The following is a 15,105-nucleotide window of genomic DNA, read 5'->3' as shown; positions in this document are numbered from 1 at the left end:
CGCCCCGCCCGGAGACTCCGGACGGGGCGCGAGTCGGTCCGCCAGGGCGTCGCCGGCTAGTACCGCGTGGTCACGGCCTTCCGCTTGAGCGCGCTCAGCCAGCGCGTGATGTCGATCCCCTTGGGGCAGGCCTGGACGCAGTTGAAGATGGTGTAGCACTTCCACAGGCCATCCTTCGAGTCGACCACCTTGAGCCGTTCCTCGGCCTCGGTGTCGCGGCTGTCGAACACGTAGCGGTAGGCCTTGAGCATGGCCGCCGGGCCGAGGTAGTCGGGGTCGGCCCAGGTGCTCGGGCACGAGTGGGTGCAGGCCCCGCACATGATGCACTTGGTCGCGTCCTCGATCACGGCGTGCTGCTCGGGGCTCTGGACGCGCTCCTTGACCGGGACCGACTCGTCGTTGATGAGCCACGGCATGACGGCCCGGTACTTGTCGAAGAACCGGGACTGGTCGACGACGAGGTCCTTCACGACCGGCGCGGCCGGGAGCGGCTCGAACGTGACCGTATCGCCGTCCTTCAGCCCCAAGTCGTGGACCAAGACCGAGCAGGCGAGCTGGTTCTCGCCGTTGATCTTCATCGCGTCCGACCCGCAGATGCCGTGGGCGCAGCTCTTGCGGAACGTGAGGGTCCCGTCGAGGTGCCACTTGACGTAGTGGAGGAGGTCGAGCGCGCGGTCCATGGCCTCGGCCGGGACCTCGAACTCGTCCCAGCGCGGGCGCTGGTCGGTCTCCGGGTTGAACCGCTTGACCTTGACGGTCAGCGTCATCGTCGGGGCCTCGCCGCCGGGCCGTCGCCGGGGCTTGCGGCGGTGGCCCTCGGCCTCCTCGACGCGGTCTTCGACGGGCTCGGCGACGGGGATGGGGTCAGACATAAGAGTTCGGAGTTCAGAGTTCAGAGGTCGGAGGGAGCGGCTCAGCGACTCTGAACCCTGAACTCCCAACTCTGAACTCACTAGTACTTGCGCTCCTTGGGCTGGAACTGCGTGATGATGACGTCCTTGTAGCCGATCTCGGTCTGGCCGGCCTGGTCGCTCCAGAAGAGCGTGTGCTTGAGCCACTGGTCGTCGTCGCGGGACGAGAAGTCCTCGCGCAAGTGGGCGCCGCGGCTCTCGGTCCGGTTCCGGGCGGAGACCGTGATCGCCTCGGCGTAGTCGACCATGAACTGGACCTCGACGGCGTCCATGAGGTCGGTGTTGAACCGCTTCCCCTTGTCCTGGCAGGTGACGGCGGCGGCGCGCTGGCGGAGCGCCTGGAGGTCGCCGAGCGCCTCGCCGAGCGTCTCGTCGGTCCGGTAGACCGAGACGTTCTTCATCATGGTCTCCTGCAAGTCCGTGCGGACGGTCACGGCCTTGTCGCCGGTCGCTCGGGCCAAGATGCCGTCCAGGCGCTCGCGCGTGTCGCGCTCGGCGGTCTCCGGGAGCCCTTGCCGCTCGGCGCCCTCGCGGACCTGCTTGGCCATCTCCATCCCCGTCCGCCGGCCGAACACGACCAGGTCCAAGAGCGAGTTGGTCCCGAGCCGGTTGGCCCCGTGGACGCTCACGCACGCGGCCTCGCCACACGCGAAGAACCCGGCCACGGTGTCCGTCCGGTCGGCCGACTTCACCACTTGGCCGTCGATGTTGGTCGGGATGCCGCCCATCGCGTAGTGGCACGTCGGGGCGACGGGGATCGGCTGCTTAACCGGGTCGATGCCGAGGTAGACGCGGCTGAAGGTCGAGATCTCGGGCAGCTTGTGCTCGAGCACGTCCCTCCCGACGCCCGTCATGTCGAGCACGACGTGGTCCTTCCCGTTGACGCCGCGCCCCTCGCGGATCTCCTTGTAGATGCACTGGCTCACCATGTCGCGCGGCGCCAGGTCCTTGACCGTCGGCGCGTAGCGCTCCATGAACCGCTCGCCCTCCGAGTTGCGCAGGATGCCGCCCTCGCCCCGCGCGCCCTCGGTGATCAAGATGCCCAGGCGGTAGAGGCCCGTCGGGTGGAACTGGATAAACTCCATGTCCTCGAGGGGGAACCCGTGGCGGAGCGCCAGCGCGAACCCGTCGCCGGTCCCGGCGTGCGCGTTCGAGGTCGTCTTAAAGGCGCGGCCGTAGCCTCCGGTCGCGAAGCACGTGATCGTGCTGTGGAACGTGTGGACCTCGCCGGTCAGGATCTCGTACGCCACGCAGCCCGAGACGGCGTCCTGCGAGTCGTCGGGGCGGATAAGGTCGAGCACCTGGAACTCGTCGTAGAACGTGACCTTGTTCTTGACGCACTGCTCGTAGAGCGTGTGCAGGATCATGTGGCCCGTCCGGTCGGCCGCGTAGCAGGCCCGCCGCACGGGCGCCTCGCCGAAGTTCCGGGTGTGCCCGCCGAACCGGCGCTGGGCGATCTTGCCTTCGCGCGTGCGGCTAAACGGGACGCCGTAGTGCTCGAGCTCGATGATGGTCCGGGGCGCGTCCTGGCACATCTGCTCGATGGCGTCCTGGTCGCCGAGGTAGTCGCTCCCCTTGGTCGTGTCGAAGGCGTGCCACAGCCAGTGGTCCTCCTCCTCGTTGCCGAGCGCCGCGCCGATCCCGCCCTGGGCCGCGCCCGTGTGGCTCCGCAGCGGGTGGAGCTTCGAGACGACGGCCACGTCCGCGCCGCCCTCCGAGGCGTAGAGCGCGGCCATCAGCCCGGCGCCGCCCGCGCCGACGATGACGATGTCGTGGGAGTAGGTCATGGGAGGAGTTGAATGTTGAAGGTTGAGACGTTGAAAGTTGGAGACCTGGAACATTCCACGTTCCACGTGTCCACGTTCAACCCCCTACAGGCCGGCGACGACGACGGAGTAGGCGCCGATGACGAACAGGACGAGCGCCAGCGTCCACGAGAGCGCGGTCGCCCCGACACGCGCCATGTCGTTGCGGATGTAGTCGGTCAGGACGTTGTTGAGGCCGTAGAACCCGTGGTGCAACGCGAACGCGAGGAAGAGCAGGTTGAAGCCCTTCCACAGGACGGCGTAGACGGGGTCGCCGAGCCGGAGCATCAGGACCTCGTAGGGCGTAGGGCCGGCCGTCTCGCCGGGCGGGTGCGTCGGGCCGGGCGCGTCGCCCTCGATCTGGCCGAACCGCGAGTCCTGGGCCGGCACCACGCGCGGGCCCTCCGGCGTGACGGCCCCCTCGCGGGCCTCGAAGGCGCGGACGGCCTCCTCGGCCTCCTCGGAGTACCGCGGCAAGATGCCGGCCTCGGCCTCCTCGGCGGTCACGACCGAGTGCGAGATCGACGCCGTCGTCCGGTCGTAGTGCTGGACCCAGAAGTGGGTGATGAGCAGGAAGATGAGGAACGTCCCCGTGATCCGGTGGGCGAACCACTGGAACGCGCTGGAGCGGGCGGTCCGGCCGTACTTGCTTGCCATGTGCGTGATGCGTGACGAGTGATACGTGATGGTGCTCGCGACGAGTCACGCATCACGCATCACGGATCAGCCGTTGAAGTAGTCGACGAGGGCGGCGATGGACGGGTAGCCGCCCACGACCAGGAGCACGGCGGCGACGGCGCCCAGCGTCCAGAACAGCTTCCGCTGGTTCGGGCTCCACCCGACGAAGTCGATGAGCACGATGCGGAGCCCGTTCAGGGCGTGGTAGATGCAGGCGCCCAGGAGCCCGAACTCGGCCACCTTGAAGATGGGCGCGTGGTAGCTCGCGATGAGCGCGTTGTAGGCCTCGGGGTTCGTGATCGACTTGAGCCCCCAGATGTGGAGCACCAGGTAGAGCACCAGGCCCACCCCGGTCAGGCGGTGGAGGATCCACGCGAACATGCCCACGCGCATCTTGTAGCGCTGGACGGGGCGGACGACGAGGGCGTCGGGTTCGGCGGCGACGGCCATGGCAGAGGGGGGAGCGGGGGCGGGCTACCGGCGGCCCCGAGCTAGGTTTCACTCAACAGTGAAAGTACGGGCGCCGACGCCTCAAAGTACGCCCGGTCAAGCGCTCCGCCCCGTCTTCGCAGACGTCGGACGGCCGGGCACGCCCCGGGCCAAGGCCGGAACAGAGCGGGGGACGCGACCGCTCGGCCACGCCCCCCCACCCAGATCGGCGGAGCCGCCTAGTGCACAGCTTGTCTGACGGGTCCGCGCGGGGGCGGATACGTGATCGTGATCCCGGTCGGGCGAGTCACGCATCACGGGTCACGCATCGGCGGCGACCGGGGGGCCACCCGCCAAAGACTCCGTGACAGAGCACTAGCCGCGGTCGGAGATCGGCGTGACCGTGAGGTCGCGGGGGCCGACGTACTCGGCGCGCGGGCGGATAAGCCGGTTGTCCTCCCACTGCTCCAACAGGTGGGCCGTCCACCCCGTCATCCGGCTGATGGCGAAGATGGGCGTGTAGAGGTCGGTCTCGATCCCGAGCAGGTAGTACACGCTGGCCGAGTAGAAGTCGACGTTGGCGTCGAGCCCCTTCCGCTCCTTGACCGTCGAGCGGATCGTGTCCGACATCTCGAGCCACTTCATCTCGCCCTTCTCCTCGCTCAGGTCCGAGAGCATCTCGCGCAGGATGGTCGCGCGCGGGTCGAGCGTCTTGTAGACCCGGTGACCGATGCCCATGATCTTCTCCTTGGCCTCGAGCTTGCGGTCGACGAACTGCTGGGCCGTCTCGCCGGACTCGTCGAGGGCCAAGAGCGTCTTCATGACCTCGATGTTGGCGCCGCCGTGGAGCGGCCCCTTGAGCGCGCCCATCGCCCCGACGACGGCCGAGTACATGTCGGAGAGCGTCGAGCCGATGACGCGGGCGGCGAACGTCGAGGCGTTCAGGCCGTGCTCGGCGTGGAGCACGAGGGCGGCGTCCATGATCTGGGTCGCGGCCGGGCCCGGAGCCTCGCCGTTGAGCATCGTGAGGAAGTCCTCGGCCGTCGAGCCCTCCTGCGTCGGGGCGACCGGGTCGAGCCCCTTCCGGATCCGGTCGAAGGCGGCCACGAGCGTCGGCAGCTTGGCCGTGAGCCGGACGGCCTTGCGGTAGTTGGCCTCGGGGTCCATGTCGTCGGCCTCGTCGTCGTAGGCGGCGAGCATGGAGAGGGCCGTCCGCATGGCGGCCATCGGGTTGGCGTCCTTCGGCGTGTGGTGCCGGAGGTGGTCGAGCAAGTCGTCGTGGACCGGCCGGGCCTCGCGGAGCTGGCCGTTGAGCTCGTCGAGCTGGGCCTGGGTCGGGAGCTCGCCCTTCCACAGGAGGTAGGCCACCTCCTCGAACGAAGCGTTCTTGGCGAGGTCCTGGATCCCGTAGCCCTGGTAGATCAGCGTGCCCGACTGGCCGTCGATGAACGAGAGCCGGGTGTCGAGGGCGGTCACGCCTTCGAGGCCTCGGGACGTGGTAGGGGCGGGGGCGGAGGTCTGGGACATCGGTCGGGGAAGGGGGGCGCGTCGGAGCGCGCGGACACAGGACGGGCGAGCGACGGACGGTACACCGGGGGGCGCGTTCGGGTTCGCTCTCTCCGAGACGAACGCACGGATCGGGCTCCGTTTCAGAGGATTCAGGATGGAGACGCCCGCGCCGGTGGGTCGGTGGTCACTGTCTGGCGGAGTGGTCCGCTAGGAGTCCTCCCTCCTCCCCGCCTGCGCGGGGACAGGCCTGGACAGGGGGAGACAGAGGGGGTACACCATCCGAAGTGCGAGGCCCCGCGTCCGCCACCCTTGTCGGGTTCCCTCGGCTCCGCTCGGGACAGGCCTGTCCAGGAGGGGGACTTTAAGAGCCGCCTCGTCTTCGCCACACAGTTTCTGACGCACTGACGACTGCTCCCTACAGTCGCACGCGCTCTTCGCACGTCTCCCGCGAGGGCCGGGTGTACTTTCCGCGCGTGGTCTGCGCCCGACGCCCGAGCGGCGGGGCGGGCCGTCCCTATCGCAGCGCTGAGTGGCCCCGGACCGACTGCCTGCCCCGCTCCGGCGGGGGGCTCGCGTCCGCCGCCGCCGGCCCGACGCCGCCGGCCTGGTCCCGGAGCGTCCGGACCGCGCCCCATGTTGCACGTCGTGCTCCACCTCGTCCGCGTCGTCGCCCGCTGGGCCGCGCTCCTCGCCGTTCGGCTGGGAGCGCGGCTAGCCGTGTGCGCCGCGCGACCCACCGCGCCTCGCCTCCCCGCGCGCGCCCTGGCCCCCGCCGCCCCGGTCTCGGACCGCGGCGAGCGAGCCCGGCGCCGCGCCGCGCGTCCCGACCGGGACCGCGCGCCCGAGCGCGAGCGCGTCGCCCCCCCACCTTTTGAAAAAGCAGATCGTCATCAACGCGAGCAAGGACCGCTCGCGGATCGCCATCGTCGAGAACGACGAGTTGGTCGAGCTCTACGTCGAGCACCCCGATAACGTCCGGACCATCGGGAACGTCTACCTCGGCCGGGTCCAGAAGGTCATGCCCGCGATCCGGGCCGCCTTCGTCGACGTGGGCCAGAAGCAGGACTGCTTCCTCCACTTCTCGGACCTCACCGACAACCTCCCCCAGCTGCTCGCGCTCGCGGGCGAGGACGTCCCCGGGCTCGACGAGCCCGTGCTCTCGCTGGCCCCGACCAAGCGCGTCGCCGACGACGAGGACGAGCCCGACGTCGAGGACACGCTCGAGGTCGAGACGCCCGAGCCGGAGTCGGCCACGAAGGGCCGGAGCCGCCGCCGCTCGCGCGGCCGGGGCCGCAACCGCGGGCGCCGAGGCGGGGGCCGCGAGGAAGAGGAGGAGCAGGAGGAGGGCCGTCGTCGACTGCCCGGCGTCATCGACCTGACCTCGCTGGCCCCGTCGCGGTCGACGCGGCGGGCGGAGCCGGAGCCCGAAGACGACGAGACCGCGGAGGCGCCGGCAGCGGACGCGCCCGACGCCGACCGGACGGACGGCAAGGCCGAGGACGAGCCGAAGGCGCGCCGTCGCGGTCGCAAGAAGGCGGAAGAGTCCACCGAGGCCCCGGCCGACGAGCCGTCCGCCGACGCGGGCCGGACCGAGGACGCCGCCTCCGACGACTCCGACGAGGAGACCGACAAGCCGTCCCGCCGCCGTCGCCGACGCCGACGTGGGGGCCGCGGCCGCGGCAAGGGCTCGAACACGGAGACCGACGCGGCCACGGACGACGACGAGGGCCCGACGGACGAGGACGCGAAGGCGACCTCCTCGCGCCGGGGCCGGAGCCGGAAGAAGGACTCGGCCGACTCGGCTACGACGCCAGACGACGCCTCCGCTGCCGACGACGCACCGGCCGCCGACGACTCGGAACGGGCCGCCGACGAGGCGCCGACGCGGTCCCGCCGGTCCAAGAAGAGCGACGCCCCGGCCGACGACGACCGCGAGCGGCCGGGCGACGACCGCGAGCGGCCGGGCGACGTCTCGCCGACGGGCCGGAGCCGCCGCCCCGCCCAGCCGGCCACCGCCGACGACGCGCCGGCCGACGACACGCCCGCCGAGCCGGAGCCGAAGCCGGACGCCGGGGCGCGCTCCAAGCGGCTCCCGGCCACGCTCGACCTGACCGGCGCGAGCCGCTCGTCGTCCCGCGACGACACCCCGGACGACGACGCTGGCGATGACGCCCCGACGGACGAGACGTCCGGGCGGAGCCGCCGCCGCTCGCGGGGCGGCCGCTCGAACGACGAGGCCACCGACCCTGCGGACGACTCCGCCGGTGACACGGGCTCGCGCTCGCGAGGCCGCTCGAAGAAGGACGAGTCGAAGAAGGACGAGGCGTCCAGCGACGGGCGGAGCCGCCGCCGAGGCCGCTCCTCGGACGACGCCAGCGACGAGGCGTCGGCGGACGAGGGCCGCTCGCGCCGGGGCCGCCGCTCGCGCGGAGGCTCGGACAGCGACGACGACGGCGCCTCGGCACAGGACGCCTCCGGCCGCTCGTCGGGCGACGACTCCAGCCGGAGCGGCTCCAACGGACGGTCGTCCGACGGGCGCGACTCGCGGGGCGGCGACCGGCGGGGCCGCTCGTCGGGCCGGTCCTCGGACCGCTCGTCCGGGCGGTCGTCGTCGGGGTCGATCCCGCCGAACGAGGAGCTGCTCAAGCGGAGCGGCAAGATCATCGTCAAGATCACGAAGGAGGCCATCTCGACGAAGGGGCCCCGGGTCTCGACCGACTTGTCGCTGGCCGGCCGGTTCCTCGTCCTGGTCCCGGCCGCCGACTACGTGGCCGTCTCGAAGAAGATCGAGAGCGCCAAGGAGCGCCGCCGCCTGCGGACGCTGGCGACGAGCCTCAAGCCCGACCGGTTCGGCGTCATCGTCCGGACGGTCGCTGAGGGCCGCGACGCCAAAAGCTTGGACACCGACCTCCGCCTGCTGGTCGACAAGTGGCGGAAGATCGAGAAGAAGCTGAACGAGAACCCCGAGCCGCCGGTCCTGCTCTACCAGGACGTCAACATGGTCTCGTCGGTCATCCGCGACCTGTTCTCGGAGGACTACGACCGGATCCTGGTCGACGACCCGAAGGTGTTCAAGAACGTCCAGGCCTACGTCAAGGCCGTGGCCCCGTCGATGGCCGACAAGGTCGAGCTCCACCAGGGCCGGTCGCCCGTCTTCCGCTCGCTCGGCATCGAGACGCAGGTCGAGGAGGCGTTCTCGAAGCGGGTCAACATGCGGGGCGGCGGCTACCTCTACATCGAGACGACCGAGGCCATGCACGTGGTCGACGTCAACTCGGGCCGGGCCGGGCGCGGGAAGAGCCAGAAGCAGAACCTCATCGACGTCAACGTCGAGGCGGCCCGCGAGGTGGCCAAGCAGCTCCGGCTCCGCGACCTCGGCGGCATCATCGTCGTCGACTTTATCGACCTCAAGTACGACCGGGACCGGAAGAAGGTGACCGACGCGCTCAAGGAGGCGTTCGCTCGGGACCGCGCGGTGACCAAGCTCTTGCCGATGTCGGACTTCGGGCTGGTCCAGATCACGCGCCAGCGGCTCCGCCCGTCGATCACGACCCAGGCGACGGACGAGAACGGCGACCCGCTCGACGCGGCCGACGCCGTCGAGGCGGCCGGGGCCGGCGAGATCCGCCGCCAGGGCCAGACGGCCTACGTCGAGCCCGAGCCGGCCGCCACGCCGGAGCCGGCCACCGAGCGGCCCGTGGTCGCCGTCGAGGACGCGACGCCGCGCGCGCTCGCCGGCCGCCTCCGGGGGTGGCTCGACCACTACCGCCAGACGGTCGACGAGAAGTACAAGCGGCGGCCCATCGTCGTCCGGGTCCACCCGCTGTTCGGGGGCTACCTCCGACGCGGCTTCCCGTCGCCGCTGACGCGGTGGCGGCTCTCGCTCCGCGGCATCTCGTTCGTGCTCGAGGAGGACGCGACGGTCGACCCGCTGGCGTTCGACGTCCGCGACCAGAAGTCGGGCCGGTCGCTGGTCAAGAAGTATTCGGAACGGTGAACGAGGAAGGCGGAACGAGGAAAAGGCTCTCGTTCCGCGTTCGTCCTTCCGCGTCTCGCCTTCTGCCGTTCGTTCCTCGTTCCGATGAAGCCGCCCGCCGTCGTCGCCGCGCTCGAAGAGGCCCTGCGCCAGCTCGGCGTCCGCGTGCGGCGCGAGCGGGGGCCGTTCCGGGGCGGCCTGTGCGTCGTCGAGGGCGAGCCCGTCCTCGTGCTCAACCGCCAGCACCCGGCCGAGGCCCAGGTCGCCGTGCTCGCCGCCGCCGTGCGCGAGCACGGGGGCGCGGACCAGCTCTACCTCCGCCCGGCCGTCCGCGCGGCCCTCGAAGACGCCTGGGCCCAGGCCGACGCGGGGCAGGCGGACGAGGCGGAACAGGATGAGTAGCCGAGCGGAGGGCGGCTCGCGCCCGAACGAATCGGGGGGCGGAGGGGTTGGAGGAGGGCGGCGGGGGGCCGTCGAGACCGACTCCGTATCCGATCCACCCGCTCCGCCCGTGAGGTCGCCCGCGCTCACCGTGACGCTGCTCGGGACGGGGACCTCGACGGGCGTCCCCGTGCTCGGCTGCCGCTGCGCCGTCTGCACCTCGGCCGACCCGCGCGACGCCCGCCTCCGGACCTCGGCCCACGTCGTGGCCCACGCCGACGGCGGCGACGTCCACCTCCAGATCGACGCCGGGCCCGACTTCCGCACGCAGGCGCTCCGCGCTGGCGTCACGGCCGTCGACGCGCTCGTCGTCACGCACGAGCACTTCGACCACATCGTCGGGCTCGACGACCTGCGCCCGCTGTTCTTCCAGAACCGGGCGCCGATCCCCGTCTTCGCGCTCCCGCGCACGGCCGTCGCGCTGGGCCAGATGTTCCGCTACATCTTCGACCGGACGTACCCCGGCGCATCGCTCCTCGACCTCCACCCCGTCGACGGCCCGTTCCGAGTCGTCAGCCGCGAGCCGGGCGTCGGGGCGGCAGTCGATGTCGTGCCGATCCGGGCGCCGCACGGGTCGTTCGAGGTGCTGGGCGTGCGGATCGGCGGGTTTGCCTACCTCACCGACGCGGGCGCCGTGCCGGACGCGGCCCGCGAGACGCTGGCCGGCGTCGACGTCCTCGTCCTCGACGGGCTCCGGCCGGAGCCGCACCCGACGCACCTCACGTTCGCCGAGGCGGCGGCCGTCGCCGAGTCGGTCGGCGCGCGCGAGACGTGGCTGGTCCACGTGACGCACGCCGTGCCTCACGCCGAGGCCGACGCGATGCTGCCCGACGGCGTCCGGCTGGCGTACGACGGGTTGGTGCTGGAGGTGGCCGCGTCGGCGGCGTAGCCGGCGGGGTACCTTGGCGGCCCCCCTCCCCGGTCGGATGCCCTCGTCTTCGCCGCCGCGCCCCGGCGTCCTCGTGCTCAACGGGCCGAACCTGAACCGGCTCGGCGTCCGCGAGCCCGACGTCTACGGGGCGGTCACGCTCGAAGACGTCGAGGCCACGCTGCGCGAGCGGTTTTCCGACCTCGCGCTGACCTTCGCCCAGCACAACGGGGAGGGCGCGCTCATCGACGCGCTCCACGCCGCCGACACCGTCGAGACGGCCGGCGTCGTGTTCAACCCCGGCGGCTACGCCCACACATCGGTGGCCCTGCGCGACGCCGTCGCGTCGATCTCGACGCCGGTCGTCGAGGTCCACATCTCGAACGTGTACGCGCGCGAGCCCTTCCGGCACGTGTCGCTGCTGTCGGCCGTCTGCGCCGGCGTGATCACGGGCTTCGGCGTGGCCGGCTACGGGATGGCCGTCGGCCACTTCGCGCGCCAGACGGGCTGATGGCCGAGCACGACGACGAGCCGTCTGGCGACGAGCCGGCGCCCCGCGCCGAGTCGGTCGCCGAGCCCCAGAACGAGCCGTCGCCCGACGACGCCCCGCGCCCGGCCGGCCTCAGCGCCCCCGCCGACGACGCCCGGACCCTCGCCGAGGCCGACGCCGCGCCGGGCTCCCCGGCTGAGGACGCCCTCAACGCCGACCGGGCTACGGCCCAGGCCGAGCGCGACGCACGCGCCGGCTCGGGCGCGCTCCTCGTTGCCGCCGGCATTTTCGCCAGCCGCGTCATCGGCCTCGTGAGGGACCGCGCCGTCGCCTACTACTTCGGCTCGGGCGCCTTCGCCGACGTCTACCGCCTCGCGCTCCGAGCGCCCAACTTCCTGCAGAACCTCCTGGGCGAGGGGACGCTCTCGGCCTCGTTCATCCCGATCTACAGCCGGATGCTGGAGGAGGGCCGGGACGAAGACGCCGGCCGGTTCGCCGGGGCCATCTTCGGGCTGCTCGCCGCCGTCGCGTTCGCCGCCGCGATCCTGGGCGTGGTCCTCGCCGAGCCGTTCGTGGCCCTCATCGCGTCGGGCTTCCTGGGCGACGCCGAGAAGGTCCAGGCCGGCACGCTCGTCGTCGACCGGTTCGACCTGGCCGTCCGCGTGGTCCGACTGACGTTCCCGATGACGGCGTTCCTGGTGCTCAGCGCGTGGTGCCTGGGCGTGCTCAACAGCCACCGGCGGTTCCTGCTGTCGTACTTCGCGCCGGTAGCGTGGAACGTGGCGCTGCTGGCGGCCCTCTTCGCCGGGGCGTATTTGTACCTCGACGACCCGTTCGGCGTGGGCGACCTGGCGGCCGTCCCGCCCGACGCGCTGAGCCAGCTCTTGGTGGCCGTGTTCATCGGCGGCATCGCGGGCGGCGTGCTCCAGTTCGCCGTCCAACTCCCGACGGTGCTGAAGCTGATGGCCGGCTTCCGGCCCCGGCTGTCGCTCCGGGTCGAGGGCGTGCGCGAGGCGATCACGGCGTTCGTCCCGGTCGTGTTGGGGCGCGGGGCGTACCAGCTCTCGGGCTACCTCGACTTCTGGCTGTCGACGTTCGTCGCCGCCGGCGCGCTCGGGGCCATCGGCTACGCCCAGACGCTGTACTTGCTGCCGATCTCGCTGTTCGGGATGAGCGTGGCCGCCAGCGAGTTGCCCGAGCTCAGCCGGATCTCGCGGTCCGAGCTCGACGCTTTTCTCGTGCGCGTGACCGGGTCGGTCCGCCAGATCTTCTACCTCATCGTCCCGACCGTCGTGGGCTACCTCGGGTTCGGCGTCTTGGTCGTCGGTGCGTTCTACGAGACGGGCCAGTTCGCGCGCGACGACACGTGGCAGGTCGCCCTCGTGCTCGCGGCGTACTCGCTGGGGATGGTGGCGACGACGGCCGGGCGGCTGCTCCAGAACGCCTTCTACGCGCTCAACGACACCAAGACGCCGGCCAAGATCGCCGTCTGGCGCGTCGCCGTCTCGGCCGTGCTCGGGGCCGGGCTGATGTTCGCGCTCGACCGGTTCAGCGTGACGGGGCTATTGGGGATTCCGGCGACGGGCGAACCGCTCCGACTCGGCGCCGTCGGGCTGGCGCTCGGGTCGGCCGTCGGCGCGTGGGTCGAGCTGTGGCGGTTGATGCGGGCGCTCCGGGCGCACGATCCGGCGTTCCGGTTGCCGTGGGCCGCGGCGCTGCGGATGGCCGGCCTAGCCGGGCTCGCCGCGATCCCGGCCGCCCTCGCCTGGGCCGTCGTCCCGACCGACGCGCTCCCGATCTGGGCGTACGGCGTCGGCGTGATCGCCGTGTACGGGCTGAGCTACCTCGCCCTCGGCCACCTCTTCGACTTCGACGAGTCGGACGCCTGGGTCGGCCGGTTCCTCCGCAAGCTCAAGCGCTGAGGCGGGGGTGGAGGGCGTAGAGGGGCGGATTCCGCCCTGCCGCACCGCTCGTGACCTGGTGGCCTTCGCCGGCCTCCGGCCACGAGCGCTTCGGGCCCGAGGAAGCGCTCGACGGGGTGTAGGACCTCTACGTCCTCGACCGGCTCCCGGCTCGTCTCGACAAGTTGGCGACGTGACGAGGAGCCGTCTGGAGTGTAAACCGGGCGCCCGGTCTACTCCGGGGAAGAACCGCCCGGCTCGTTCAGCTTGCGGTCGGCCTCTTGGACCTGAGCGAACAGCTCTTCGAGGGATTCGTCCCCAAGCCACTCTGAGCGCTCAGCCGTGTAATCACCCCGACCGGTCGTGTACTGGTTCAGAAACCGGACGGCGTCCGCGACGCCGAGTTCGCGCACGAGGGCCGCGTGGCCGGCACGACTGATCTCGATGAGGGGGCGGGTTCCGACGGTCACGGTGTCGAGCGGCTAGCTGAGGCGGACGATGAGTTCGAGTGGGGATACTACGGCGGCCTGGGCGGTGTCGGCTTCCCGCCCTCGTTTCAGAAGCGCGTCGTCGGTCGTGCAGAAGACGTCGGCTCCCGCCTCAACGGCCGACGCGAGGTGGATCGCATCAAACCGCTTGATCCCGCGTGCCTGATACGACTGCGCGCGCCGGAGCACAGCGGGGACACCCATCGCGTAGACGTCCGAGACAGCGAGCACGTCTTCGACGTGAGCACGCCGGTCCGGGAACGGGCACTTGGCAATCTCGACAACGTGGGCACCAGACGTGACCAAGACGACAGACCCCGCTTTACTCAGATCGAGGACGCTCAGGACAGCTTCGGCCTCGGCCCGGACGCGCGGCTGGGACTGGTCGTCGAACGGGCGCTGGATGGCGCAGAGGTCGAGGTAGACGCGCATGGCCCAAGCTACTCGGCCGCTGTCGGGGCCGAACGCAACGCGCGAAACGCGCGACGGTGGACCGCTCATCGGGAGTACGAGGAGGACGGTCGGGCGGGACGAGGCGACGTAGACACCGCCGTTCGGACAAAGCGGTGGCGCTTCCGACCGTCGCCGGCCTACGGCGGCGGACCTAGGCGATCAGCGGAGTACGACTCGCCCGGTCTGTGGACCGGCCCGCAACGAGTATAGCCCTGGCGGCAGGTCGCCGAGGTCAAGGCCAACGGTCCCATCCGCGGGCAGGGTCACCGAGCGGACGAGGCGGCCCATCACGTCGAAGACAGTCACGTGACCTCCGCTTCGAGGTCCCGCCTCGACCGTTACCCGTCCAGCGGTCGGGTTCGGATACACGACGAGTGGACCCAGGCGGAGTCGGTCCGGTGGAACCTCTACTCCGACGGCTCGAGCGCCGAACGTCTGCCCGCCTACGACGGCGAACGTCACGACGGCCTCGTCGGAGTCGCAGAAAAACGAGCACCCGTCGGGGTGGAACGAGTCGGCGACGAACCCGAACCCGTGGACCGCGGTAGCGGATCCGCCGCCGAGGTTGAAGAACGCCTTGGTGACAACGGGCGCCAGCGGCTCCCGCACGAATGTCGGCACCCAGTACTCCGCCTCCGTCTCGTCGATGCAGTTAGCCAACACCCAGTAGCCGCCGTCGGCATAGGGGTCGTCACAGGGGAGGTCGAGGTCGGCGGCGAAGGGCGGCGCGGGGCGATCGTACGAGTCCCCGTTCAGCCCCACGTCGGTCGCGAAGACACTCGCGGACTCGGCGTCGTACCGGACGACGGACGTATCGCGAGCGAGCAGGACGCCGTCCACTGCGAACCGCTCTTCCACGAGCGTGAACCGGTCCGAGGCACCCCCGGGCCCAGCGCCGACGATCCGGAACCGGAGGTACTCCGTCCGGGACTCGTCCGTCGGTCTATTCAGAGTCGCTGGCCGTCTGAGACGGACCTCGTACTCCCACTCGTTGCCAACGGCGAGGGGGAAGTACCCGCGCCAGTCGAGCGTGTCGGGCCCTTGTGCCAATGCCGAGCCGCCGATCAGGAACGCCGACGCTAGCAGGAGACACCGCATGACGAACGGGGGTGTGGGCCGCACGACCAGAACTCGTGCAGCGCATAAGGTAAGCGGT

Annotated in this window: 13 protein-coding genes; 5 read left to right on the top strand and 8 right to left on the bottom strand. The window is 71.2% G+C overall.

The window, feature by feature from the left end; all coding sequences use genetic code 11:
- Positions 1-56 precede the first annotated feature (56 nt).
- The 5 genes from ACOOHE_RS15820 to ACOOHE_RS15800 all read right to left on the bottom strand — a co-directional run bounded on the left by ACOOHE_RS15820 (position 57) and on the right by ACOOHE_RS15800 (position 5,350).
- On the bottom strand, positions 57-767 hold the full coding sequence (locus ACOOHE_RS15820) for a succinate dehydrogenase iron-sulfur subunit (protein WP_420457633.1): 711 nt from the start codon (positions 765-767) through the stop codon (positions 57-59).
- Between the two features lie 185 nt (positions 768-952).
- A complete protein-coding gene (sdhA, locus tag ACOOHE_RS15815) occupies positions 953-2,698 on the bottom strand; it encodes a succinate dehydrogenase flavoprotein subunit (protein WP_420455049.1) in 1,746 nt (581 codons plus the stop codon).
- Positions 2,699-2,782: 84 nt separating this feature from the next.
- Positions 2,783-3,373 (bottom strand): succinate dehydrogenase, encoded by a 591-nt coding sequence (locus ACOOHE_RS15810; protein ID WP_420455048.1) that lies wholly within the window; start codon positions 3,371-3,373, stop codon positions 2,783-2,785.
- A 66-nt stretch (positions 3,374-3,439) separates the two neighbouring features.
- On the bottom strand, positions 3,440-3,844 hold the full coding sequence (sdhC, locus tag ACOOHE_RS15805; RefSeq protein WP_420455047.1) for a succinate dehydrogenase, cytochrome b556 subunit: 405 nt from the start codon (positions 3,842-3,844) through the stop codon (positions 3,440-3,442).
- 354 nt (positions 3,845-4,198) lie between these two features.
- On the bottom strand, positions 4,199-5,350 hold the full coding sequence (locus tag ACOOHE_RS15800) for a citrate/2-methylcitrate synthase (RefSeq protein WP_420455046.1): 1,152 nt from the start codon (positions 5,348-5,350) through the stop codon (positions 4,199-4,201).
- 853 nt (positions 5,351-6,203) lie between these two features.
- Here ACOOHE_RS15800 and ACOOHE_RS15795 point away from each other — a divergent pair.
- From ACOOHE_RS15795 to murJ, 5 genes are all read left to right on the top strand, one after another.
- On the top strand, positions 6,204-9,329 hold the full coding sequence (locus ACOOHE_RS15795) for an Rne/Rng family ribonuclease (protein ID WP_420455045.1): 3,126 nt from the start codon (positions 6,204-6,206) through the stop codon (positions 9,327-9,329).
- Positions 9,330-9,413: 84 nt separating this feature from the next.
- Positions 9,414-9,710, top strand: coding sequence for a hypothetical protein (locus tag ACOOHE_RS15790; RefSeq protein WP_420455044.1), 297 nt, complete (start codon positions 9,414-9,416; stop codon positions 9,708-9,710).
- A gap of 109 nt (positions 9,711-9,819) precedes the next feature.
- Positions 9,820-10,638: an MBL fold metallo-hydrolase gene (locus ACOOHE_RS15785; protein ID WP_420455043.1), complete on the top strand. Its 819-nt coding sequence runs from the start codon at positions 9,820-9,822 to the stop codon at positions 10,636-10,638.
- Positions 10,639-10,675: 37 nt separating this feature from the next.
- On the top strand, positions 10,676-11,128 hold the full coding sequence (gene aroQ / locus ACOOHE_RS15780; protein ID WP_420455042.1) for a type II 3-dehydroquinate dehydratase: 453 nt from the start codon (positions 10,676-10,678) through the stop codon (positions 11,126-11,128).
- Positions 11,128-13,029 carry a murein biosynthesis integral membrane protein MurJ gene (gene murJ, locus ACOOHE_RS15775; RefSeq protein WP_420455041.1) on the top strand — a complete coding sequence of 634 codons (1,902 nt, stop codon included), beginning with the start codon at positions 11,128-11,130 and terminating at the stop codon, positions 13,027-13,029. The genes aroQ and murJ overlap by 1 nt, the downstream gene beginning before the upstream one ends.
- A 212-nt stretch (positions 13,030-13,241) precedes the next feature.
- On the opposite strand, the gene ACOOHE_RS15770 is transcribed toward murJ, so the two are convergent.
- From ACOOHE_RS15770 to ACOOHE_RS15760, 3 genes are all read right to left on the bottom strand, one after another.
- Positions 13,242-13,478, bottom strand: a complete 237-nt coding sequence (locus ACOOHE_RS15770; RefSeq protein WP_420455040.1) for a hypothetical protein — start codon at positions 13,476-13,478, stop codon at positions 13,242-13,244.
- 12 nt (positions 13,479-13,490) lie between these two features.
- Positions 13,491-13,928, bottom strand: coding sequence for a nucleic acid-binding protein (locus ACOOHE_RS15765; protein ID WP_420455039.1), 438 nt, complete (start codon positions 13,926-13,928; stop codon positions 13,491-13,493).
- A 180-nt stretch (positions 13,929-14,108) separates the two neighbouring features.
- Entirely contained in the window at positions 14,109-15,071 is a 963-nt protein-coding gene (locus ACOOHE_RS15760; RefSeq protein WP_420455038.1) for a T9SS type A sorting domain-containing protein, read from the bottom strand.
- Between the last annotated feature and the right edge of the window lie 34 nt (positions 15,072-15,105).

The sequence above is a fragment of the Rubrivirga sp. genome (assembly GCF_965213695.1).
Classification (GTDB): Bacteria; Bacteroidota; Rhodothermia; order Rhodothermales; family Rubricoccaceae; genus Rubrivirga.
This window is presented reverse-complemented; position numbering and strand designations above follow the sequence as displayed.

Bases quoted from the DNA above. Each gene is read 5' to 3' on its own strand.
- ACOOHE_RS15820 (WP_420457633.1), bottom strand. From the start codon at position 767: ATGACGCTGACCGTCAAGGTCAAGCGGTTCAACCCGGAGACCGACCAG.
- sdhA (WP_420455049.1), bottom strand. From the start codon at position 2,698: ATGACCTACTCCCACGACATCGTCATCGTCGGCGCGGGCGGCGCCGGG.
- ACOOHE_RS15810 (WP_420455048.1), bottom strand. From the start codon at position 3,373: ATGGCAAGCAAGTACGGCCGGACCGCCCGCTCCAGCGCGTTCCAGTGG.
- sdhC (WP_420455047.1), bottom strand. From the start codon at position 3,844: ATGGCCGTCGCCGCCGAACCCGACGCCCTCGTCGTCCGCCCCGTCCAG.
- ACOOHE_RS15800 (WP_420455046.1), bottom strand. From the start codon at position 5,350: ATGTCCCAGACCTCCGCCCCCGCCCCTACCACGTCCCGAGGCCTCGAA.
- ACOOHE_RS15790 (WP_420455044.1), top strand. From the start codon at position 9,414: ATGAAGCCGCCCGCCGTCGTCGCCGCGCTCGAAGAGGCCCTGCGCCAG.
- aroQ (WP_420455042.1), top strand. From the start codon at position 10,676: ATGCCCTCGTCTTCGCCGCCGCGCCCCGGCGTCCTCGTGCTCAACGGG.
- murJ (WP_420455041.1), top strand. From the start codon at position 11,128: ATGGCCGAGCACGACGACGAGCCGTCTGGCGACGAGCCGGCGCCCCGC.
- ACOOHE_RS15765 (WP_420455039.1), bottom strand. From the start codon at position 13,928: ATGCGCGTCTACCTCGACCTCTGCGCCATCCAGCGCCCGTTCGACGAC.